The organism is Haloterrigena gelatinilytica, assembly GCF_013342145.1.
Taxonomy (GTDB): Archaea; Halobacteriota; Halobacteria; order Halobacteriales; family Natrialbaceae; genus Haloterrigena; species Haloterrigena gelatinilytica.
On record NZ_JABUQZ010000001.1, the window covers coordinates 1,398,423 to 1,421,096 of the forward strand.

The 22,674-nt window shown below is 59.8% G+C and carries 18 protein-coding genes; 9 read left to right on the plus strand and 9 right to left on the minus strand.

What is annotated here, in order from left to right:
- The first annotated feature begins 14 nt into the window (after window positions 1-14).
- Window positions 15-1,424, plus strand: a complete 1,410-nt coding sequence (locus HTZ84_RS07115; RefSeq protein ID WP_174680034.1) for a class II fumarate hydratase — start codon at window positions 15-17, stop codon at window positions 1,422-1,424.
- A 48-nt stretch (window positions 1,425-1,472) separates the two neighbouring features.
- Here the strand turns inward: HTZ84_RS07115 and HTZ84_RS07120 are convergent, their stop codons facing one another.
- Window positions 1,473-1,904, minus strand: coding sequence for a universal stress protein (locus HTZ84_RS07120; RefSeq protein WP_174680035.1), 432 nt, complete (start codon window positions 1,902-1,904; stop codon window positions 1,473-1,475).
- Window positions 1,905-1,992: 88 nt separating this feature from the next.
- A complete protein-coding gene (locus HTZ84_RS07125; protein ID WP_174680036.1) occupies window positions 1,993-3,069 on the minus strand; it encodes a hemolysin family protein in 1,077 nt (358 codons plus the stop codon).
- A gap of 299 nt (window positions 3,070-3,368) precedes the next feature.
- Here HTZ84_RS07125 and HTZ84_RS07130 point away from each other — a divergent pair, with 299 nt between their 5' ends.
- On the plus strand, window positions 3,369-3,605 hold the full coding sequence (locus HTZ84_RS07130) for an HVO_2901 family zinc finger protein (RefSeq protein WP_174680037.1): 237 nt from the start codon (window positions 3,369-3,371) through the stop codon (window positions 3,603-3,605).
- 597 nt (window positions 3,606-4,202) lie between these two features.
- Here HTZ84_RS07130 and HTZ84_RS07135 read toward each other — a convergent pair.
- The gene (locus HTZ84_RS07135; protein WP_217468202.1) at window positions 4,203-5,987 is read right to left on the minus strand and encodes a transposase; all 1,785 of its coding nucleotides are present in this window, start codon (window positions 5,985-5,987) and stop codon (window positions 4,203-4,205) included.
- Between the two features lie 241 nt (window positions 5,988-6,228).
- Here HTZ84_RS07135 and HTZ84_RS07140 point away from each other — a divergent pair, with 241 nt between their 5' ends.
- The gene (locus HTZ84_RS07140; RefSeq protein ID WP_174680038.1) at window positions 6,229-6,777 is read left to right on the plus strand and encodes a hypothetical protein; all 549 of its coding nucleotides are present in this window, start codon (window positions 6,229-6,231) and stop codon (window positions 6,775-6,777) included.
- Window positions 6,778-7,477: 700 nt separating this feature from the next.
- On the opposite strand, the gene HTZ84_RS07145 is transcribed toward HTZ84_RS07140, so the two are convergent.
- Window positions 7,478-8,263 (minus strand): TrmB family transcriptional regulator, encoded by a 786-nt coding sequence (locus HTZ84_RS07145; RefSeq protein ID WP_174680039.1) that lies wholly within the window; start codon window positions 8,261-8,263, stop codon window positions 7,478-7,480.
- Between the two features lie 213 nt (window positions 8,264-8,476).
- Here HTZ84_RS07145 and HTZ84_RS07150 point away from each other — a divergent pair, with 213 nt between their 5' ends.
- The 5 genes from HTZ84_RS07150 to HTZ84_RS07170 all read left to right on the plus strand — a co-directional run bounded on the left by HTZ84_RS07150 (window position 8,477) and on the right by HTZ84_RS07170 (window position 14,934).
- Entirely contained in the window at window positions 8,477-9,697 is a 1,221-nt protein-coding gene (locus HTZ84_RS07150; RefSeq protein WP_174680040.1) for a digeranylgeranylglycerophospholipid reductase, read from the plus strand.
- A gap of 319 nt (window positions 9,698-10,016) precedes the next feature.
- Complete coding sequence (locus tag HTZ84_RS07155; RefSeq protein ID WP_174682548.1) at window positions 10,017-10,325, plus strand: hypothetical protein; 309 nt, start codon at window positions 10,017-10,019, stop codon at window positions 10,323-10,325.
- The gene (locus HTZ84_RS07160; protein ID WP_174680041.1) at window positions 10,322-11,305 is read left to right on the plus strand and encodes a tyrosine--tRNA ligase; all 984 of its coding nucleotides are present in this window, start codon (window positions 10,322-10,324) and stop codon (window positions 11,303-11,305) included. Before HTZ84_RS07155 ends, HTZ84_RS07160 begins: the two co-directional genes overlap by 4 nt.
- A 2,209-nt stretch (window positions 11,306-13,514) precedes the next feature.
- Window positions 13,515-13,904, plus strand: a complete 390-nt coding sequence (locus HTZ84_RS07165; protein WP_174680042.1) for a DUF5805 domain-containing protein — start codon at window positions 13,515-13,517, stop codon at window positions 13,902-13,904.
- Window positions 13,897-14,934, plus strand: a complete 1,038-nt coding sequence (locus HTZ84_RS07170; RefSeq protein WP_174680043.1) for a tyrosine-type recombinase/integrase — start codon at window positions 13,897-13,899, stop codon at window positions 14,932-14,934. Before HTZ84_RS07165 ends, HTZ84_RS07170 begins: the two co-directional genes overlap by 8 nt.
- A 261-nt stretch (window positions 14,935-15,195) precedes the next feature.
- Here the strand turns inward: HTZ84_RS07170 and HTZ84_RS07175 are convergent, their stop codons facing one another.
- From HTZ84_RS07175 to HTZ84_RS07190, 4 genes are all read right to left on the minus strand, one after another.
- Window positions 15,196-16,131 carry a hypothetical protein gene (locus HTZ84_RS07175; protein WP_174680044.1) on the minus strand — a complete coding sequence of 312 codons (936 nt, stop codon included), beginning with the start codon at window positions 16,129-16,131 and terminating at the stop codon, window positions 15,196-15,198.
- Between the two features lie 63 nt (window positions 16,132-16,194).
- On the minus strand, window positions 16,195-18,027 hold the full coding sequence (locus HTZ84_RS07180; RefSeq protein WP_174680045.1) for an AAA family ATPase: 1,833 nt from the start codon (window positions 18,025-18,027) through the stop codon (window positions 16,195-16,197).
- Between the two features lie 85 nt (window positions 18,028-18,112).
- The gene (locus HTZ84_RS07185; RefSeq protein ID WP_174680046.1) at window positions 18,113-18,943 is read right to left on the minus strand and encodes an MBL fold metallo-hydrolase; all 831 of its coding nucleotides are present in this window, start codon (window positions 18,941-18,943) and stop codon (window positions 18,113-18,115) included.
- Window positions 18,944-19,143: 200 nt separating this feature from the next.
- Window positions 19,144-20,355, minus strand: coding sequence for a DUF7344 domain-containing protein (locus HTZ84_RS07190; RefSeq protein ID WP_174680047.1), 1,212 nt, complete (start codon window positions 20,353-20,355; stop codon window positions 19,144-19,146).
- Between the two features lie 305 nt (window positions 20,356-20,660).
- Between HTZ84_RS07190 and HTZ84_RS07195 the strand changes: the two genes are divergently transcribed.
- Window positions 20,661-21,449: a superoxide dismutase gene (locus HTZ84_RS07195; protein WP_174680048.1), complete on the plus strand. Its 789-nt coding sequence runs from the start codon at window positions 20,661-20,663 to the stop codon at window positions 21,447-21,449.
- A gap of 34 nt (window positions 21,450-21,483) precedes the next feature.
- On the opposite strand, the gene dph2 is transcribed toward HTZ84_RS07195, so the two are convergent.
- A complete protein-coding gene (gene dph2 / locus HTZ84_RS07200) occupies window positions 21,484-22,533 on the minus strand; it encodes a diphthamide biosynthesis enzyme Dph2 (protein ID WP_174680049.1) in 1,050 nt (349 codons plus the stop codon).
- Window positions 22,534-22,674 lie beyond the last annotated feature (141 nt).

A 22,674-nucleotide genomic window follows, 5' to 3' on the forward strand; every position in this document is an offset into this window, starting at 1 on the left:
TCAACCCTCCGCACATGAGTGAGGACTACAGAGTCGAACGCGACAGCCTCGGCGAGATGCAGGTACCCGCGGACGCCTACTGGGGCGCCCAGACCCAACGCGCTATCCAGAACTTCCCGATCTCGGGAATCTCGTTCAGCCGTCGGTTCATCCGCGGGCTCGGCGTCGTCAAGAAGGCCGCCGCGCAGGCCAACCGCGATCTGGACCTGATCGACGACGACGTCGCCGAAGCGATCGTCGAGGCGGCCGACGAGGTCATCGCCGGCGAGCACGACGACCAGTTCCCGGTCGACGTCTTCCAGACCGGTTCCGGCACCTCCTCGAACATGAACGCCAACGAGGTCATCGCCAACCGCGCCGCCGAGCTCATGGGCAGCGAAATCGGCGACCGCGTCGTCCACCCCAACGACCACGTCAACTACGGCCAGTCCTCCAACGACGTCATCCCGACCGCGATGCACGTCGCCTCCCTCGAGGCCGTCGAGAAGGACGTCATTCCCGCCCTCGACACGCTCCGCGAGGCCTTAGAGGAGAAAGAAGAGGAGTTCGACGACGTCGTGAAAACGGGCCGGACCCACCTGCAGGACGCGACGCCCGTAACCCTGGGCCAGGAGTTCTCCGGCTACCGAACGCAGGTCGAGAAGGGGCTCTCGCGGGTCGACAAGGTCCGCGAACACCTCGCGGAACTCGCGCTGGGCGGCACCGCGACCGGAACGGGACTGAACACCCACCCCGAGTTCCCCGGCCGCGCCGCCGAGTACATCACCAAGGAGACCGGCGTCCAGTTCCGAGAGGCCGACAACCACTTCGAGGCCCAGGCCGCCCACGACGCGATGTCCGAGGCCCACGGCGCCCTGCGCGTCGTCGCTGGCTCGCTGAACAAGATCGCCAACGACCTGCGACTGCTCGCCTCCGGCCCCCGTAACGGCCTCGGCGAGATCGAACAGCCCGAGAACCAGCCCGGCTCCTCGATCATGCCCGGCAAGATCAACCCCGTCGTCGCCGAGGCCGTCAACCAGGTCCACAAGCAGGTCGTCGGCAACGACGCCGCCGTCTCCGCCGGCGCCGCCGAGGGCCAGATCGACCTCAACCTCTACAAGCCCGTGCTCGCGCACAACTTCCTCGAGTCGGCCGAACTCATCTCGAACGCGAGCCAGGTCTTCGCCGAGCGCTTCGTCGCGGAACTCGAGGCCAACGAGGAGTACTGCGCCGAGCGCGTCGAGGAGTCGATGGCGATGGCCACCTCGCTGAACGTCCACATCGGCTACGACAAGGCCAGCGAGGTCGCCAAGACCGCGCTCAAGGAGGACAAGACCGTTCGCGAGGTCGTCCTCGAGAAGGGCTACTTAGACGAGGAGGAGGCCGACGAGGTCCTCGACCCCCGAAAGATGACCGAGCGCGGTATCCTCGGTCAGGACGACTGAGGCGATCCGGTACGCTCTTTCGATCGAATCGACTCGGATTCGGCCGGTTCAGGGGCGAGCGATCAGTACCGACGTATCGACGGATCGAACGACGCGATCGGTCGTACTTCCGAGGAGGCGTTCTTTCACGCCCGACTGGCCGCTTGCGCCCATAACTACGATATCGATCCCGCTTTCAGCGGTGTACTCCGCGATCACCTCGTGGGGATCGCCCTCCCGTGTGACGCGCTCGTGACTCACTCCCGCCCGTTCGGCCCGGCTCGTGGCCTCGTCGAGCGCCGATTCGGCCTCGTCCTCGAGCGTCTCGGTGAGCTGGGGAGCGATGCTCCCGGATGCACCCGCGGACATTTCCGTGCCCACGTCGATGACGTGGAGGAAATGAACCGTCGTCGCGTCACCCTCGGCGATCGCGACGGCCTGCTCGACCGCCGCCGTGCTCGAGTCGCTCCCGTCGGTCGGAACCAGAATAGCGTCGTACATGGCTGTCGCGTTCACGGCCGCGAGGAAAAAGCGAACGCGCGCAGTCGCGTGGCAGAAAGCTGCGATCCGGAACGGGATCGACGGACGATCAGCGATCGACCGGCTCGAGCTCTGCCTCGTCGATCGGGTCCTCGATATCACCCATCACCGCCTCGAGCAGGTCGGTCACGGTCACCAGCCCGACGACCTCACCGTCTTCGATCACCAGCGCGAGTTCCTGATTCTCGGCCTGGAACTGGTCGACCGCGTCGCTGACGTCCGCGTCGGGTGAGAGCGTCATCGGTGGCGCCGCTAGCTCGGTGAAGTCGATATCGCCCTCGGCCAACTCCTCGCGGTGTCTGAGGAAAATCGGTGTGTAGACGATCCCGCGGAAGTCAGTCAGTTCATCGCCGACCAGCGGATACCGCGTCTGCGGTCGCTCCTCCATCTTCCGGAAGTTCTCCTCGGTATCGGCTTCGGTCGACAGTGTGACGATTTCCTCGGGCGGCACCATCAGTTCGCTGATGGACTGTTCGCCGATCTGAAACGCGTTCATCACCTCCTCGCGGCGTTCCTCCGAGAGATCGCCCTCTTGGAGGACCGAACCGAGCCGGTTCCGGAGATCTGCCCGGGACTCGATGACGTCCTCTTCGGTCTCGAGCCACGCGCCGGTCATCTCGATCCCGAAGAGTTTCAGCGTCAGTTTCGCGATGCCGTCGCCGAGCGTGATGACCGGAGAAATCAGCCAGTGGAACCAGTACAGCGGTGCGGCACCGTACCGACAGACCATCCGCGAGCGTTCGACGCCCAGATACGTCGGCGTCTGTTCGCCGTGGGTCAGGTGGACGAGGTTGATGATCAGGAAGGCGATGATCGCCCCGCTCCCGACCGAGGCCAGTACCGTGTTCTCGAACAACGGTTCGAAGATGGCCGCCAGCGCGGGTTCGGCCACGATCCCGACGGCGATACTCGAGGCCGTGATACCCACCTGACACGTCGTCAAGTAGAGTTCGAGGTCGTCGGTCATCGCCCACGCCCGCTCCAGTTTGGGGTTGCCGCCGACGAATTCCTCCTCCGTGAACTGTCGCGCACGGGTCAGCGCGAACTCGATGGCGACGAAGAAGGCGTTCGCCAGAATGAGCAAGACGCCTGCGAACAGTCGCCCACCGATGACGAGCGAGTTCATTACTTCGGCTTTGACTCTCCGCACACAAATCGCTCGGGGAAATTATGGCCGAGCGAAATCAGAACTACCGATCGTACTACCAGTGATGTGACACCGTTTCAGTGGCCGCGTTCACAGGGAACACTGTTCGGTCGATTTACCAACCGACGGAATACTCGAGACCGAGTAATCACCCCGTTCGGTCTGTCTTTTTTCCCGATCATTCGCCGGCAAATCGGGGTATCGAAGCCGTATCAGGCCGTTATCTAGCGGAATAAAAAACCCAAGCAGTTTTGGCGAATGCTCGCGTCTGACGAAATATGCACACCTGTCGCAACTGCAACCAGTCGTTCCAAACCGAACTCGACCTCGAACTCCACCGCGATACGTGTCGAAAGGGACAACTCCTCTGTCAGGTATGCGGCGAACGATTCCGGGAGGGCGACGCCACGCAGGACGGATGGCACTACGAGTGCCCGAACGAGGACTGTGACGGCGAGGGGCTCACGGCCGACCTGTATCGCGTCGAAGACGTTCGAACGACGACGACGCACTGAGACCGAGCGACGACCTCGGTTCACTCTCGTTTTCCGACTGGAAACCGGCTGCGACTCGTGTTCCGTGTGCACGATCAGGGTGTCACGTGTGTTCATGCGACGGCTGACTCGCGGACCCCTCGATTTTGTCGTTGATTTCGTCAGTGGCGTCGTATGGCCTCGAGAGCGGGGTCGCTCCTCGACTCGACCCAACGATCGTCCGATCGGGCCTCGAGTTTCGTCGTCGGATGGATCGACGAGCCTGTTCCGGAGTTCAATGCCTGACTCGAGCACAGAGACGAATTTCCCGGATCTGGCGGGTGCAATCCAGCGGTTCCATCGGATCAACGGGACGATCGAAACCGGCTGTAGCCGTTGCTACCCTCGAAGCGGGTTGTATCGCCGGCGGTGTTCGGTAGGCCACGTTCTTCGCGTGATTATAAACTTACAAATGAAACTAGAAAATTCCCGAGCTGACGACTCAATATTCGGTGCGAAGGCTGGACGAGATCGAATTAACGACTGTAGATTGGTCTCCTGTATGACAAGTAGTGCGAAAACACAAAAAATCAACAGAGCAACCGCTATCCAATCGGAGAACCCGGAGTGAGAAAAGCGTTACCCGAACTCCCGTAGGAAGTCGCCCAACGCTCGGACAAACGTCTTCGCCGTAATCACTGGCGGCGACCGGATCGGCTCGTCGAGTGCGACCTTGATCAGATAGTCTGTGAGCCGCCACAGATTATAGATCAGCGTCGACAACGCGAAGTTACACAGCCGAAGCCGGTAGTCCGTCGACGACGTCTTCGGCATGAAGTCCTTGATCGACTTGTACTGGTTCTCGATATCCCAGCGCCGACTGTACCCGTTCACGATACTCCGAATCTCCTCGGGTTCAACGCGGTCTTCATTCGTCACGAACACCGCGTACTTCCCCTCGGCATCGTCACTCGTGCTCGGCGCGTACAGGAACTCTGCCTCGTGATGCACCTCGCCATCGATTCCGAACGGAACGTCGTGCTTGACAACTGCGTCCGCCGTCGGATGCTCCTGAATATCTTGAATCGCTGCCAAGTCATCCTCGTACGTCGGCACTGGGGAGAGGTACGTGAGCCCGCGTTCGTGAACATCTGCGTACACGCGATTGACGTAGAATCCACGGTCGAACATCACCATGTCCAGGTCGACGAACTGCTCGGCCCGGTCAAGCAACCGACTTACTAAGTCGGCTTTCGAGTACGATGGAGAGTCGTCGGGTTCCCACGCAGAGTCCTCTTTCACTGGCTCGATGCCGAGTACAATCGGTGCGTGGTCCCCGACTAAGGTGATCGTCGCGTACTTGTATCCACGCTTGTACTCGCCACCTTTCTTGTACCCACTCACCATCTTCGGATAGTTCGGCTTCGCGATCCCTGCCTCCTTGTCCTCCCACGGCCAGACGTGGAACTGCTTGTGCGTGATGTCGATCGCTGCGACGGTCTCCCGAGAGTCGAAGGGATCGTCACCACGGATCGAGTTGATGATGTTTTCCGTCGCGGCGTTGAACGCTGTCATAATTGCGTCCCGAATCCGGTCGATTTCGGGCATCGAATCATCGTCCTCGAAGTTCTCGAACGTGAGCTGGCCGTCCGAGTCTTTGGGCGTGGCTATCTTCTTGATTGCCCGTAGGAAGGTCGAGTCGTCGCAGATGAGTTCGTCGTCGGTGAGCCAGCCGTACTCGGCTTCTGAATGAGCACTACCGTTGTTCGCGCAGATGCTCGCGAACATATCCAGCATTACCTCGTCGGAGTACGTCTTGTGGGCTGCTCGGTGCGTGTCGAACTCAGGGATGACGTGTTTTCGAGCGAGCGTCAGCGTCTTCTGGGCCTTCTCCTTCTTGTACTCATTCGCGCTTTGTGACTCCTCCTCAGCGTCGGCTGGGACTGATGGGACGAGCCCTTCTGTGAGGACACCGTTGTCGAGAGCAACTTGTCGGACGCCAGCAACCGTCCGATTGAGGACTTCCTGAGTATCCTCGCTGAACTGCGCGTGCGTGTACGAAAGCTGTTGTTGAGTCGGTGTGTTCGCGAGATCGGTAATATCGAGGTGGAAGCTCTTGACTAAGCTCGGCTCCCGGCCAAGTCGTTGCGCTAACTCGTTCTGTGAGATACCGCGAATCCCTTTGAACAGGAGCGTACGAAACATTTCGTCGGTTCCGAAGCTAACGCGGTTCTGATCGCGCGCATCCTCAAGATTGTCGACAGGGATCGAAAGCTGACGAATGACATCCCAGAGGTGATCCTCCTGCTCACAAAGCGCCTCTGCGTGGATAACGATCGAATCAGCAACGCCTGAAGGAGTAGGTGAGATAAATCTACCTCTGGAGAGAGTTGCCAGTCTGGTAGCACGAATGCCACCAGCCATTATTGTGATTCTGTGAAGAGTACATCAGGTGAATACCAGAATTTCAGTATGAATTGGAGCGCGAGATTGGTCCGGTAGTGTATCCGATCATCTACTTAGATCATATTGATGCGAGGACATGAAGGGTTAGGGGAGCTGTACCCTAAGAATTGGTCGAGGCCAAGAATCAATGCGGACCCAAAATAGGTATGAGTTTGAATATAGTTTGATTTATACCAGTAGTTGAAATAAGAAGGGCACGATGGGACGAGACGAGTTGGAGAAGTTCCTCCGGAAGAAAGGTGCGGCAGAACTCATCACGGAGATCGGACGAGGAACGGCGACGTTCAAAGCGCTCGTTGATGCGGTTTCGATTAGTTCCTCAACGGTTTCCTCACGGCTCTCTGAGGGGGTTGAGAAAGACGTGTACAAAGTCGCTCATGCTCCAACGGAACACGGGACAGAAAAGCGGTACGGGCTCACAATTCTTGGACGTCGCGTGTACGACTGGGCAGAGAATACAGAATACGTGCGGAAGGTTCGAGAGCTGCGTCGCGTCCGCCACGAACGGGATACGGCGTTTGAGCAGATGATTGGACGAGTCACTCGGGATATGGAGATCCTCAAAATGGTGACTGACCTGGACCCACAACACGATCTTCCGCCTGAAATGCCAGAGGGTGCCTCCATCGTTCCTAAGGAACCATCAAAGGAGGAGCGGAGAAAGGCTCGAGATAGACGCTTGGAAGAGAGCCTCCAACCAATCGAAGAGGTCGAAAGAAACACTGAGACAGAAGATAATGAAGAGTAGCAGTAATTGGTGACGCGGGTTCTTTGTTCAGAATCTCTATATTCTATTGACCTCGAGGATGACGTTAGACCCTGTCCACGAACAATCCCCTAGAGAGGAGTGGTAGCAGTTGTTCATATGCCATTCAATCCTTGTCCTAACAGTAGATAGTAGCACGGTTTCTTTATTCAGGGTAACTCGCGAAACTCGCGGTAAGTATAGCCGAAGAACAGAGCAGAACAGGCGTCTATCGGAAGCCAGTTTCACCTTCATACTATGAAAATATCCCTGGCTTATAATCAGCTCACCGCGGTAGCGAGTGATGCAGTGTCCACGTGTCCAGGTTGGGGTAGTGGGTATCCTTCAGTCTATGCGGGTTGAGACGCGCAGTTCGATTCTCGCACCGGGACTCGCTGTCTGAACGGTGCGTAGTTGCCGTTCAGTCAGGACAAGGAGTTACCGTAGAAGCCCAGTCCGCTCGCATAACTGCTAACCGGAACTTCTCGAACGACCGAATTACCTCAACAAACTCGCCGGGGTCAGCCGGTTTTTCGAGGATTGCATCCTCGTCTGCATCGTGGTTGAGGTCATGGGCTTCAATTAGGTCTTCATCTATTCCAGTCGGGACAATCACCGGAATGTCATCCAGTTCGGAGTGGAGTTTGACTTCGTGTAGAACGTCTTAACCGAAATCACGTAATTCAGAGGGATCTATAATTTACTAAAGGAGCGGATCGCCATTGGCCCACAGTTGTTGGAAGTACTTCTCAAACTCTTCGACCACCTTCGAATCTTTAATTCCGACTACTCCAATCCGATCGTCACCGGATACTGGATGTGGGAGGTCAATTGTCGTCTCTACTTGATCGATCACATCGAAAGAGAGTACGACATCAGAAATGGTTCTGACAGTTACATCCACCGACCGCTCGTCAATTAGGCACGGGAATCTGTCAGGGAGTTCGGTGACTACCTTTTTACTAAATAGTAGATCAACTGTGACATCTGGGTTAGCGCCCTCGAAAAGGGCCTCAACTTCAGTTCGGAAGGTATCCCAGGTGGAATTTTCATAGGGGGTTCCAATGACTGCGTGAACGAAATCCTCCGCAGTCCGCATGTGTTGCTGAAAAGCCGTGCTCATCTCATCACTCCCGAGCGATCCGTGCCAGAAACTACTCTCGATAGGTGGTGTCGGCAGAAGGTTCGAACGGACCGTTTCAGCTCTCTCTCGATAGCGATTCCACTCTTGAGTGAGTTCGTATGTCCTCTCAGCCAGAAGTCTCTCAACGACGATTTCTGGTTGTACAGCGACGTACTGTTTTGGATCGTTTGACTGCGTCCGGATCAGTTTGCGAGCTTCAAGGCCATTGAGTACATCATAGATACGGCCTTTCGGAACGTCACTAATATCAGAGAGTTCGGTCGCAGTTACTGGTCCTGTCACCAGTAGCGCCCGATATACCTTCTCTTCGTAACTTGAGAGTCCCAGTTCGCTCAATTCTGTCATAAGTATCGTTGTACGTCCAAACGAATTGTAAGTGCTGTTCTGTCTCCATAGCCTCACACCACTTCCATATTAGATACTAGAATAATTTCTGATCAGTGCCGTCTATGAGATTGGATTGGAATCTGCGAGGTAGGAGTGCAGATTAGAACAAACTGAAAGTGGCACTGTGTTCCAACACCCTTTCGACCGCTTCTGGGTATTTGTATATCAGAAATGAATAATCGCTACGACGTGATAATCGCTGGTGCGGGCCCAGCAGGGGCGCAGTGTGCGCGAGATCTAGCCGAGCGTGGCTACGATGTGGTCGTCTTAGAGACCGAAGCAGAGGACGAGTTCCCGGCACAGAGCAACAAATCCACAGGCGGCACCTTCGCATCAATGATGACCTCCTTCGGTATCCCCGACGACGTGGTCATGCACGCGACTGATTCAGTAGTTCTTGAATCCCCCAACAACTATCTCATCCAAAATCAGCCGGGGTTCATTCTGGAATTTGTCGAATTCAAAGAATTCCTTGTAGAGGATAGCCGTAATAAAGGGGCAGAATATCGCTTTGACGCCCGTGTAAGAGATCCGATCATGAAAGATGGGGATGTCGTTGGCGTCCGATACAATGGTGACGAGGAGATCTACGCAGAGATCATCATCGATGCTACGGGGCCAGCTGCGCCGTTGGCCAAAAGCTTAGGTATCGTCGATCTTGAGCGCACAAATCACGCGATTGGTATCGAATACCAATTTGAGGGAATCAACCTCACTCATCCCGAATACGCCGACCTTGCTGACGCGATGATGCTACAGCTAAATCACGAGTACGCTCCCGGTGGATATTCTTGGATCTTCCACACTGGTGAGGACACGGCAAAAGTTGGCGTCTGTTTTATTCAAAACGAGCGTTATCGAGAGCACGCCATCAAGAATCGAACTGTGGACGGTTACCTCGAACACTGGCTTGATACTGATCCACGTTTTGAGAACGCTAAACGAATTTCTGAGACACAGGTTCGTGGCTCCGCACATATCCAGCCGCCAGGGTCAATGAGTACTACATCATTCATGGCGATTGGCGATACAGTCCCATCGATCGATCCCGTCTGGGGTGAAGGTGTGTATAAGTGTATGAAGTCGGCTCGTGCAGCCGCGATGACTGTCGATCGCTGTCTCACTGGCTCGGTGGATACATCTACGAGAGCGATGGCGGTCTACGACGATCTCTGGCATGAGCAGGTCGCATCCCAACAAGAACGCCGTCTGATGATGACCAAACTGCTGTATCTCGCACCAAATGAACGGTACGATCAGCTCATGCGGGATCTGAACGAGGTCAGCGGAGACACCCTCTCAGCGATCAACAACGGAAATATGCGTGATATCGTCAAATTATTTTATCCCAGTGACTTGCCTCTTCTCTGGAAATACTGGAGAGAAACGTGAACTGTGTGGCGCTGTATCCACTTCTTACTCGGTTGCTCTTTAGGAGGGTCTTAGACCTATTTTCGATAAACTACTTGCCCACGAATAGTTCGCGTTTGAGGTTGTTCTCTAAGTCACTGTACTTACCGCTGGTTCACGATCGCCTGTCCGACGCTGGTGAATTTCTCGGACACCACGCTCACGACAACTGCGTGTGCATACCGATCGGTTCGAACACCATGTGGTAGAATAGCATCTAGTATTACAGCCATCATAGCATACCTTAATATAATTTATATATCCTCGGTGAATAAGCTGAGATGGTATGGTCGAGCAAACCATAATTGACCGTCTTGAGAAAGAGGTCGATGTTCTCGATCGGCATTTAGAGGTATTTGTCCTCGTATCGCAGGCCGAACCAATTGGTATCGTCAAATTATCTACCCAGACTGGTCTCCCGCACCACAAGGTTCGGTACTCGCTGCGTGTTCTTGAGGAACAAGAACTCATCGAACCGTGTTCAGCAGGTGCAACGACGACGGATCATGCCAAAGAATTCGTCGAGACGCTAAACGACGATCTGTCGACTATGATCGACGCATTGGATACTATGAGGATTTCTGGATCAAAGGAGTTGAAATCTGTATGAATACCTACGAGTTACTCACCCGGAACACTGAGGAAGTCGTTACTGAGCAAGAGGTACGTGAACTCGCCGATGATCCGGCAGACAAACGAGTCTACGTCGGCTACGAACCATCCGGTGTCCTCCACCTCGGTCACCTTCTGACGGCGAATAAACTCATTGACGCGCAGGAAGCGGGGATGGATGTTGTAGTCCTGCTTGCAGATGTTCACGCACATCTCAACGGGAAGGGCAGTTTCGAGGAGATTCACGAGACAGCGGAGCGAATGAAGGCACAGTTCGCCGCGTACGGCCTCAATGAGAACAATACTGAATACGTCTACGGATCTGACTTCCAGCTTGAAGCGTACTACTCGCTCGATCTGCACGAACTCGGCGTCTCGACGACGCTCAACCGCGCCCAACGAGCGGTTGCCGAACTCCAAAGTGGTGACACCGCAACGGTGAGCCATACAGTGTACCCCTTGATGCAGGTCCTCGATTTCGAATTCCTCGGCATCGACCTCGCTGTCGGCGGAACCGACCAGCGGAAAGTACACATGCTCGCCCGGGAGAAACTGCCGGAGCTGGGATACGAGGTGCGACCGTGTTTGCACACGCCCATCCTCGCCGATCTCGAAACTGGCGAAGGAAAGATGTCGTCAAGCGAGGGGACGACGATCTCGATGGAGGATTCCACTGCGGACCTCAAGCGAAAGATCGAGTCGGCGTTTTGTCCTCCAACCCGTGATCCCGAGGGCGACCGCGAGAACCCCGTCCTACAGTTGTTCGAGTACTACGTGTTTCCGCGGTTCGAGTCGGTGACCGTGAGACGGCCCAAGAAGTACGGTGGAAATCGGACATACGAGCGCTACGATGACCTCGCGGCGGCGCTCGAATCCGGAGAATTGCATCCAGCTGATGCCAAAGAGACAGTAGCTGGCTATCTCGATGAACTGATCGCTCCAGGTCGGGAGAAACTCCGCGAACTAACGAGCGAATAGGTCGAAGTCGTTCAGTTCGCAGTTCTACTGATCAGGCGATTCGCTTCTCGCAATCCTGCAAGTAAGCTACGACTCAAACCCGATCCTCCGTGATGGAGTAGTGACAACAGCTCAGATCAAAACTAGATTTCTCTGCAAAGCGGACCAAGAACCCGATATTCGCTCTATTTACTCTTGAGTACTGGGTGTCGACCAGCTCTTCCAAAGCACTGAATTAATTTAGAGTCTATGAGAATTGTCGCTTGATTGGTGGTTTGTAGGAAACCAAACGCAGGATCTGTGGTAGGCGTCTTCCGGACATTCAGTATAGCGCTATAGGATTTATCCGTCCCCCCTCGTCCAGACTGTGAGATGAGATACTATACCGCAATTACCCGTTCATCGAATCCCACAACCGCTTCAGTGCCACCGATTCGATCGCTTGACTGACCCGAGACCGACTGCGAATCGTTGTCCGTCCATTCGCGTACGGGTTCGAAGCTTACCGTTGCCATCGGAGAATTCAGTTCGCCGATCGCAGTCGGTCCTCGAGTTTCGCGAGGCTCCTCGCTCGACGGGCCGGTTGCCGTTCGTGAACGCGTTGGCGTCACAGGGGACGAGTGGGCGGTCGACTGCTGGGCTCGAGATAGTTGAGCACGGGCAGCCGAAACGGTATCGCGGTCGAGCAGGCTGTCTCGAGAACGCGTGCAGCGGTTCACACCGCGGGTTCACGCCGTCCGATAGCGTGATATGCGGGCTCGAGTGCGTGCACTGCGGCCACGGACATCACGCTGACGACACAAGTAACAGCGCGGAAATTTCTAGCTGCCGCCGGGCGATGTCTGGCGGCCGCGAAGAATACGGGCTGCAGATGACTCGCTGCCATCCCAGTTCTTCGATCCCGCTTGGCTCGAGGTCGCATCGCGATTTCCGAACGCAACCGGAACGGAATCGACGGCCGCGCTCTCGAATTCTCGAAGAGTCCGGCAACGAGACCTCGAGCGCAGGCGAACGAGCGTATGTGCTCGTGAGCGGAGGGCCACGCTGACTCCTCCCGAACAGTCTGGGTCGATTGGGCGATCTGTTGGTGCCGGGAGTAGCAGCGAACCTCGTTTATCGACCGTCCGATACAGCCCGCCCGTGAGCCAGTGAGGTTCGGTTGGATCTACGAGCAATCGTCACGCGGTTCGGGACGGTCTCGTGCCCAGTAAAGCGGTCCCATCGTCTCAGGTCCGTTCCGCTCACGTCGCTCTCCCTGCCGACGGTTCACGTCCGTGCTTTCGTCTTGAGCTGCCGCTGAGTCCGTTTTCTCGAGACACCAGTCCAGCCATCGAATCCAATTCGCACGTCGAAAGCGACAGCGACGGCGGCCGATTACCGACTTCTGGGAACTGCCCAGCGATCCCACATTCCGCGGGAGACGTGAACGGGACTATCCGGTACGCGGATGTTGCACAGTTGGGGACTCCACCATCCGCCGTTCGACGTGCGTCTCTCCTCCAATCACGGGGACCGGTCGCGACCGAGAACGACCGCCGACCTCATTCGGTTGGTTCGGAACGGGTGGCCTCGAGTGAAATTGAGCACCGTCTCTCGGACTCGAGTAGCCCTACCACGTCACGAGTTTCCGTTCGGTTCCTCTCGGTCCCCGTTTGCGGAGGGACGGGACGTCGTGACAAGGGGACCCCGATCGTGTCTCCTCGCTCGGTCCGGCCGATACCTCGAGTCGACTCCGACTAGGGATCGACGGTAGTGCGTGACCGTCACCGATCTGGTAGCCATCCATCCGATGACATATCACGTTACCCACTCACACGCCACTATTATATTAGAAATCTAATTATTTCCCGGCGGAAGAAATACATTCTGGAACCCTGTTTTCGAGTCCTAACCCCAAGGGTCTGACCCGGGAGAATGCCGTTCAAATTTTGCCGGTTCTGGTTCAGATTCGGAGCCGAACGAACTCCGATTCGGATCAGTTCGTCGACCCTCTCGATACGAACCGCTCGTTCATGTTGCTCTTCTATCCTTTCGTTCTCTCTGCTCCTCGGCACCCCGTTCTGACTATTTCTTTATTCTCAGTAGTGGGACTACAGTGGGTGATTTCGAAGTCCCACACATACAAATAATGCTACTGGATGCGCGTTATCGGGGTCCCTCGAGTACAAATAAATGCCCTTATTTGTGAATGTGGGATAGATTGATGTGGTTCCGCTGAGAGCCACCCCGTATGGCCGACGACGAACGAGTCGCCGTCAAGACCTACGTGCCGCGGTACCAGAAAGAGCTCTGGGAAGCCCAGGCCGAGGAACTCGAGATGAGTCAAAGCGAGTTCGTCCGAACGATGGTACAGGCGGGACGCACGTCTTACGAGATACCGACGGACGGGACGACCGAGCAGGGTGGCTCCGACGCCGGCGCCACCGGTGGCGCCGACCTCGCGGATCGAATTCTCGAGGTGCTCCAGCGCCGCGGCGTTCTCGACTGGGACGATCTCGTCGACGCCTTAGTCGACGACGTCGAAGCCGACCTCGACGCGGAACTCCAGCGGTTACAGGACGAAAATCGGATCCGCTACAGCGGTCGCGACGGCGGCTACGTGGTGACCGACGATGAGTGAGGGCCGTCAGGAGACGAACACGGTCGAATACTTCCTGCAGGACATCGAGCACCACGGTCGAAACGAACGGACCGCAGCGGCCTACGAACGGGTCCTCTCGGACTACGAAGCGTTCCTCACCGAGCGGTTCGAGAAGACGCCGCCGGAGGCGAGCTACCGGGACTGCATGGCCTGGGTGCACGAACTCCGGACCACGCACTCCGAAAGCACCGTGGCGACGTACGCCTCGTATCTCAACCGGTTCTACAGCTACCTCGAGCGGGTCGGACACACCGACGAGAACCCGATGACGGTCGTCTTAGAGGAGATGAACGAGTCGATCGAGTCGAACCCGACCCGACGCGACGTGACGCTGCCCGAGATGCGGTCGTTCGTCGGGGAGATTCGCCATCCGCTGCATCGAGCCATCGTAACGACGCTGCTGAAGACCGGGATCAGGGCCGGAGAGCTCTGCAATCTGGATTTGATCGACCTCCACCTCGATCACGAGGCTCAGACCTGGCAGCCGCGGGCCCACATCGCCGGCCGCCCGGATTCGCTGTTTATCGCGACCGAGCACACCTACGGACGCGAATCCGGCGGCGAGCGGCGGACGGCGTCGAACAAACGGAAACGCGAGACCGTCGTCCCGATCGACGAGGAATTGAAGGCGGTGTTGCTCCGATGGCTCGCCGTGCGTCCGGATACGCCCGCGAGCGCGCCGTCAGCCCCTGCGACGGGGCCGCTGTTCGTCGGTACCGCCGATAGCTGGGGCGAGCGACTCACGCCGGATATCGTCCACCACGTGGTCGAAGGGTACGCGAGGGACCGCGGCTGGTACCGCACCGGCGGCGGCGCCGCGGAGAACGTGACGCCCCACTACTTCCGGCACTTCTTCACGACTCACCTCCGCGATCGGACGGGCGACCGCGGGATCGTCCAGTACCTCCGGGGCGACGTCGCCAGCGACGTGATCGACACCTACACCCACAACTGGGGCGATCGCGTCCGGGAAACCTACCTCGAGCACATCTACTCCGTGATGCCCTGAGACCGGCCGTCCTGCAGCAGCGGCTAGCTATCGTGGCGATTGTCCGCTGGCGGCTGCTACCGGCGAATCGCGTCCTCTGATCGAGATGATGGCTCAAATTTACTACTATGGTAGTTGTCTCTACTGTCCGAAACCAGCCTGATAAACCGCATCTCGCTATATCTAATTGGCGCTGATCGAAACCGAACCTTCGATCCTCGATATTCGGAAAATCGAACGCGAGACCGCCATATGCGTCCGTCCGGAGAAGCAGCCGTCGAGTCAGGTCTCGACCGCGAGTTCCGTCTCGAGGTCGGCGCCGTTCAACAGCGCCCGAACGGCCGCCGCGGTGTCGGTCACTTCCGGTTTCGTCTCGAGCAGGACGGTCTCGCTGGGGAACAGTTGTTCGCCCAGCAGGAGGCCGTGCTCCCGGGCCGTCGATCCCGTCACGGTCAGGTAGACCCCGAGTCCGGTGTCGGCGATCGCGGCTTCCTCTTCGCGACCCTCGACGGGGTACTCGAAGCCGACGCCGTCGAGGGTTCGGGTGCCGAGGACGGCCTGGACGAGCCGCTCGTACCGCGGTTCGATACACAGCGGCCCCTCGTAGGACTCGAGGAACGACCGGTCGAGCGAGTCGCCCGACGGGGCGACGTCGGGCGTGGCCATCAGCGTGTGGTAGACGGTGTCGCCGAGACCGGTGACCACGCGGACGTCCGTGTCCGCGGGGTCGATCCGGGCGTTGATATCGGCGATCCGATCCAGCGGCTCCGGGCGGAGTTCGACGACCTCCTCGAGAATGAGATCGGCGCTGTCGAACCCGAGCGCGAACTCGTGAGTCCGCAGCGCTCGAAACGGTTCCTCGCGGCCGATCAACTGGATGGCCGCGTCGTCGGGGACGCCGTCGACGCCCTCGAGCGGGATCGTGACGCTGTCGAAGACGATCCGGCGGGGTTTCCCGGCGCGATCGTCGCGCAACAGGGTGTACTCCGGTTCGGTGCGATCGTCGACGGCGCTGTAGTCGGCGAGACGATGGTACACGTGTTCTTCGGCGCCGGGTTCAGAATCGACTTTTCCCTTCGTGACCGCCTTCTCGTGGCGGAGCGTCGACGTGATATCGTCCGCGAGCTCCGGGACGTCGAGTCGACGCGCGAGTCGGTCCAGCACCGACTCGAGGGGTCGTCCTTTCCGTGGCACTGCGATCGGGATCGTCTCGCCCATCGCTCCGTTCTCGACCGCCAACGGATAAACGAGTTGCGTTTCCAGCAGAACGGCGAGCGCGGGTTACTCCGAGAACATCGAGCCGAGCTGGTCGCGCCAGTCCTGAATGTCCGTAACCTCGGCGCGGACGTCCTCGATGTCGTCCTCGAGGTCGTCGACCTCGCCCTCGAGCTCGTCGACGTCGTCGGCGACCTCGTCGAGATCGTCCGAAACGCCCTCGACGTCCGCTTCGACCGTTTCGACGTCCCCCTCGAGTTCGGTCACGTCGGTCGAGAGCTCGTCGACGTCTCCGTCGACGGCCGCAACGTCGTCCTCGAGGTCGCCAACCACGCTCTCGACGGCCGTCACGTCCTCGGAGACCGCGTCGAGATCGGTCTCGACGTCGTCGAGCCGTCCCTCGTTGTCCTCGACTCGAGTTCCCATCGCGTCGAACTCGTCTTCGAGCGCCGCGAGATCCGACTGGAGCTCCTCGATGAGCTGCTCGCCGGTGCCGTTCTCCTCGAGGAACGATTTCAGGGCGTCGGCGTAGGCGAGAACCTCCTCGACGCGCGACTGGAGGTGGTCGACCTTCGCGATTTCCGGCCCCGACGGCTCGAGGTCGAGCGCGGAGCGAAGGGCCGTCAGATCGTCGTCCTCGAGTTCGTCCTCGCGAATCTCGGTTGCGAGACGGGCGCCGATCGATCCCTCGACGGACGCGACGGACTCGGGTTCCGCGTCGTCGGCGTCCGCTGTCGACGTCGGGGCGGGGGCCGTCTCGGCGTCGGATTCGCTCGCTTCCGCCTCGCCGTCCTCGAGCGGGGTCGCCGCGTCGTCGGTTTCGTCCGACTCCGCCTCGAGCGCGTCCTCGTCGTCGACCTCACCAGTAGTCTGGTCGTCCGCTTCGTCGTCCTCGTCGGTCACGTTCGGCTCGGAAGCGTCGGCGTCCGGTTCGTCGCTCTCCTCGGCTCCGAGGTCGATCTCCGGGGCACCGTCGTCGTCGTCGTCCGCCTCATCGGCGCCGGCCGCGGCGGCCTCGAGATCGAGTTCGATCTCGGGTTCGTCGCCGTCGTCTTCGGCCGCCGCAGGCTCCTCGACGGTCTCGCCGGTCTCGTCGGTTCCGAGGTCGATTTCGACGCCCGCGTCCTCGTCGTCGGTATCCGCAGCCGTCTCTTCGGTACCGGGAATCTCCTCTTCCTCGAAGCCGAGGTCGATATCCGGCGCGTCGTCGGCGTCGTCCTCGTCGACGACCGAGTCGTCGGGTTCGGGATCGACGTCGTCGAGGTCCAGATCGAGGCCGGACGACTCGTCGACGGAGTCGTCTTCGGCGGTCTCGTCCTCGACGTCGTCAGCATCGTCTTCCTCGGCCCCGGCGGCGTCGACCTCGGTATCGTCGGTCTCAGCGTCCGCGGCGTCGTCGTCCGCCTCGAGGCCGGGTACCGACTTCGAGTCGCCGGCGATCATGTCCTTGACGGGTTGATTCCGGTCTTCGGAGACGATATTGCCGATGACGTCGTCGTCGACTTCCTCGGCCTCGGAGTCGCTCTCGGCGTCGGAGCTGACCTCGACCAGTTCCGGCTTCGTCAGGAACTCGGCGGCCTCGCTCTCGTCGTCGATTCGGATGCCGTAGACCGTTACGAGCCGTTCGTTCGCGTCGAGACTGCCGGTGAACTCGACGTGGTTGTCCTGGAACGCGGTCCAGTCGTCGCTGTGATACTCGGGGTGGAACCCGACCTTGTCCATCGGGAACGATTCCGGGATCTCCTCGGAGAGACGAAACTCGACCTGATCCTCGCGCTCCGATTCGATCTCGAACCGGATGGCGGGGACGGGAAACTCGTCCGCCGCAAACGTCTTCCGAACGGACAACCCGTCGGCGCTGACTTCGACTTCGTCGTCCGTGTCGGCGGTGCTACTCATGAGGCCAACGTTACCACAGCATTACTATAAAGGATACGGACAATATCAGATCTGGTTAACGAATTCGGCGCCCGGCGACGGCGATCTAGAGATCGAGCCGATCGCCGATTTCGACGATCTCCAGTTCCCGCGGGTAGTCGAAGCTTCTGGCGTGGTGGTGGAGGACTTTCGGGTCGGAGGTGAGTCGCTTCCACATGTCCCAGTGACTCGGCAGCAGTCGCTCGAGTTCGAGCGCCTCGGCGGCCTCGACGATCTGGTTCTCGTCGTTGTACCAGCGCGTCCGCTCGGGCTCGCCGGTCTCCTTGTCGGGGATCATTCCGACGGTGCCGAACGCGAGGATCCCGAGGTCGATGTCGTACTCTTCGCCGAGTCGCTCGAACTCGTCGCTCGGCTTCGTATCACCGCCGTGGAAGATCGTTCCGTCCTCGTGTTCGAAGACGTAGCTGACCGGCTGGGTCGAGTCGGGGTCGTGGGCCGCCTCGACGTGGACCGTGAACTCGCCGATCTCGAACGTGTCGCCCTCGCTCACGTCGACGAACTGGTCGTCGTCGAGGTCCCACTCGTCGGTCCAGTTCTCCTCGCGAGTCACCGCGAGGCTGTCGTCGGGCGCGTAGAAGGACGCGTCCGTCGACTCGAGGATCGGCGCCTGGCTCTCGCCGTGGACGTGGTCGGAGTGTTCGTGGGTCGCGAGCACGGCGTCGGCCTCGGTGACGTCTTCGGGATCGAACGGAACGGGAATCATCCGGATCGTCCGCGGCGGGGTGCCCAGGCCGAGATACGGATCGATGTAGACCGTCGTCCCCTCGCGTCCCTTGAGGACGAAGCCGTTGCAGCCGAGATACCAGATCCCGACGCTATCGGGCGAGGCGTCTTCGATGTCGCGGACGAGCCAGTCTCCCCAATCGCTTTGAACCATGTGCCAGGGTGGGAGGACCGACTGGGTAAGTGTTATTGTCTCGACGGACGCGAGCCGACGCGAGTCTAACGGGGAGCGGAAGCCGGAAACGAAGAGTAATCGGTGGTGTCGCGATCGAAACGGGACGATCGGTGCGAGCTTTCGGGTCGCTGTGCGGCGTTGTCGACCGTCTCGAGGGTACCGTCGACGGCGCAGACTCGCTACAGCGGAATCCCGAACGCGTCGGTCTCGTCGGTTGCGTCCCGGCCGTCGAGTCGCGAGCCCAGCAGCTGTCGCATGAGCACGACGAGCCCGTTCCCCGGTCCCTCGCCGAGGATCGCCGTCTCGTCGTACTCGTCGCCGCCGGCCGGCGTTCCGAAGGTTCCGAGCATCACCGCCTCGCGATCGGCGAACACGAGCCGACCGACCGATTCGCCGTTCGCCGGCAGGTCGAGCCAGTCGAGCTGGGGTTCCCAGAGGGTCGCCTCCGGCGCCCGCTCGCGGACGAGTTCGCGCACGCGCGGATCGCTCGAGCCGACGTAGACGTCGACGCCCCGGTCGATCGCGTCCTCGACCCGACGGATGCAGCCCTCTTCGAGCAGCCCCGTCGTCGTGAACATCATGAACAGTTCGTCGTCGGCCCGCTCGCACAGCGACTGGCCGGTCGCGATGATTCGATCGCGACCCTCGAGCGTGCGAACGCCCTCGTCGGTCGCCGATCGGTCGTCATCGGCGTCGCGGTCGTCCGCAGTCTCGCCCGCGCCGTCCTCTCGGGTCTCGAGCCACTCGATGCGGAGGTCCGGGTGGCCCTCGTAGGAGACGGTCTCGCTCTCACTGTCGTAGCCGATCAGCCCGGCGTCGTTCAGCAGCGGGAGGTGGACGTGGCGCAGCGAGAGTCGAACCTCGTCGACGCGCTCCTGGGACACCTCGCGCTCGGCCGTCCCGTCCTCACGGGCCGCGACGTCTCGAGCGAGCGTCTCGGCCGTGATCGGGTGGTACTGGTTGGCCAGCACGGTGAGGATCGTCCGTCGTCGCGCATCGGCGAGCGCGGCGAACAGCCCGTCGAGATCGGTCTCGTAATCGGTCCTTTCGCGCCCGAGGAGGGCCACGAGTTCGGCGTCGTCGAACAGCGGGTGGTCGGCCGCGACGAGTCGGTCGTCGTCCGTCTCGACGAGGACGCCGGCCTCGAGCAGGGCGGGCAGGACGCGGTGGGTACAGTCGAGGCGCGCGCGCCGGTGGTCGTCCTCGGAGACTTCCGCGAGCGGTTTATCGTCGGTTACCGCCGCGAGCTCGTAGGCGAGATCCGTTTTCGCGATTCCGTCCGGCGATCGCTCGCGGACGATCCGAAGGGCTTCGCGACGGGTTCCGTCCGCAAGCGCGTCGAAAACCTCGTCTTGAGACGTCGATCGGCCGCTGACACCAGGATTACTCATCAACTACTGGTCTGTGTTAGTGGGGCTAAAGAACTGCTCCAAACCACTTTGGAATCAGTACGAGATTACCCATGTTTCGCTGAATATCTCCGCTAGAAGTCTAAATTCCCGTTAATAGTAGTACGGTATTTCGATATCAGCTCCATACTATGACGTTTGGTACTGTACGTCACCCTCGCGGGACTATCGTGAGCGAAACGTTTTATCGGTAATTACCCGATCTCCCCTGCGATCGACTGCCACGTGAGACGCCGTCGAGTGCCGGGATAACGTTGACGACGCTTTCTCGCGGGAACACATATTGCATGTCAAACGGCCAATTGGATTCCGGATTCCGACGACGAAACGTCTTAGAAACGATCGGCGGCACGGCCGCTATCGCGTTGCTCGGTACGGGTGCGACGACGGTACCGGCGGCCGCGGACGACGATGAGGCAGCCGTAACCGGGCGTCATCCGCGATATCGACTGCCCGACCTCCCGTACGCGTACGACGCGCTCGAGCCGCACATCGACGAGCGGATCATGGAGCTCCACCACAGCGAACACCACCAGTCGTACGTCGACGGCGCGAACGCGGCACTCGAGGCGTTCGAATCGATGCGATCGGCCGGCGAGTTCGACGGAGTCCGGGCCGCGAAGCGCGACTTCTCGTTCAACCTCTCCGGCCACGTCAACCACACCGTCTTCTGGGAGAGCATGAGCCCCGACGGCGGCGGCGCTCCCGAGGGCGACCTCGCGGCGGCGCTCGAGTCGCAGTTCGGCTCGTTCGAGGCGTTCCAGGCGGAGTTCACCGCGACCGCGAACGCGGTCGAGGGCGACGGCTGGGCGATGCTGTTCTACGAACCGCTGGCCGACGCGCTCGTCGTCGGACAGGTCGAGGACCAGAACGAACTCGCCCACCAGCGCGCGGTGCCGATCCTCGCGCTCGACGTCTGGGAGCACGCCTATTACCTCCAGTACGAGAACGATCGCGAGGCCTACGTCGAGGCGTGGTGGAACGTCGTCGACTGGGGCGGCGTCGGGAAGCGATACGAACTGCTCACGGAGACGGCCGGGACCGAACTCGAGGCCGATGGGGTGCGATCTAGCTGAAGAGCGGAGAACCGAGACACGGGACTGAGGCCGCCTACCAGGTTCCGTGGAACGTGTCGAAGGAGAGATCCTCGAGGGACTTGTTGCCGACGGCGATCTCGTACTCGCCGGGCGTGAGCATCGGCTTGTGGAACTGCGGGCCGTCGTCGGTCGTGATCCGCGGACAGCCGGTGTTGACGAACGCGTCCATGTCGAAGTTGCGCAGGCGGTCCGGCGTCACCTCGTCCATCGTGATGAGGTAGGCGTCGTCGTTGTCGTCGAGGATCTCCTGGGCCTGCTCCCAGCGGCCCTGGCCGATCTTGGTACAGAAGATGACGCCCCACTTCTCGGCGTCCATCGCGCGGTGGACGGCGCCGTACCGCTGTTTCATGAACTTCTCGGTGTCGGCGACGGTGACGACGTTGTTGACGGGGTCGGCGATGACGACGTGCTTGTCGGGGTATTCCATCGCCAAGCCCAGGGGATGGAACTTTCCGCCGCCGACGTAGAGGACCTGATCCGCCGGCACGTCCGCGCTCGCGTAGTTACAGCCGAGCACCTGCCCCTCGTGGGTCAGCCGCTCGTCGCCGCGACGGCTGTGGACGTCGTAGCCCCGTTCCTCGAGGAACTCGCTCATCTCCTCGTAGCGGTTCATGTGCTGGGCCGTCGTCACGAGACCGACGTCTTCGGTCTCCTCGGGCGGCTCCAGGGTATCGAGGGCCTCCTCCATGATCGGCGTGACCTCGACGTTCGAGAACAGCGGCACGTAGATCACCTTGTCCGTGTTCTTCATCGGCGAGTGGCCGAAGTGGACGAACACGTCGGTGCGCTTCATCAGATAGGTGTCGAGGTCGCAGGCGCCGTAACAGGGCTGACCCGAGAGCATGAACGTCACGTCGTCGTCGGACAGTTCGCGGAGGTCGTCGGCGACGGCCGGGCCGCGCCGTTTCAGTCCCTCCGGGAACTGCAGGCCGACCTTCTTCGCGTCCCGCTCCTCGATGGCTTCGACGATCTGCTCGAGTTCGTAGTCCCACTCGCGGTCGTGTTTGAGCTGCATTCCGGTGTTCCGGAGGTCCCCCTCGGTGTACTCCGACTCCTGACTCATTATCCGTCATAGCGGCCACGGACGTAAAACGGCCGCGCTTTTCGACCCGTCGTCGGACGGCCCCAAGCGGGGTCCGTCGGCGGCGATACTGAGACCGTGATACGGGAGTGGGTGCACGTTCCCGTGCGGGCGCGTGAAAGA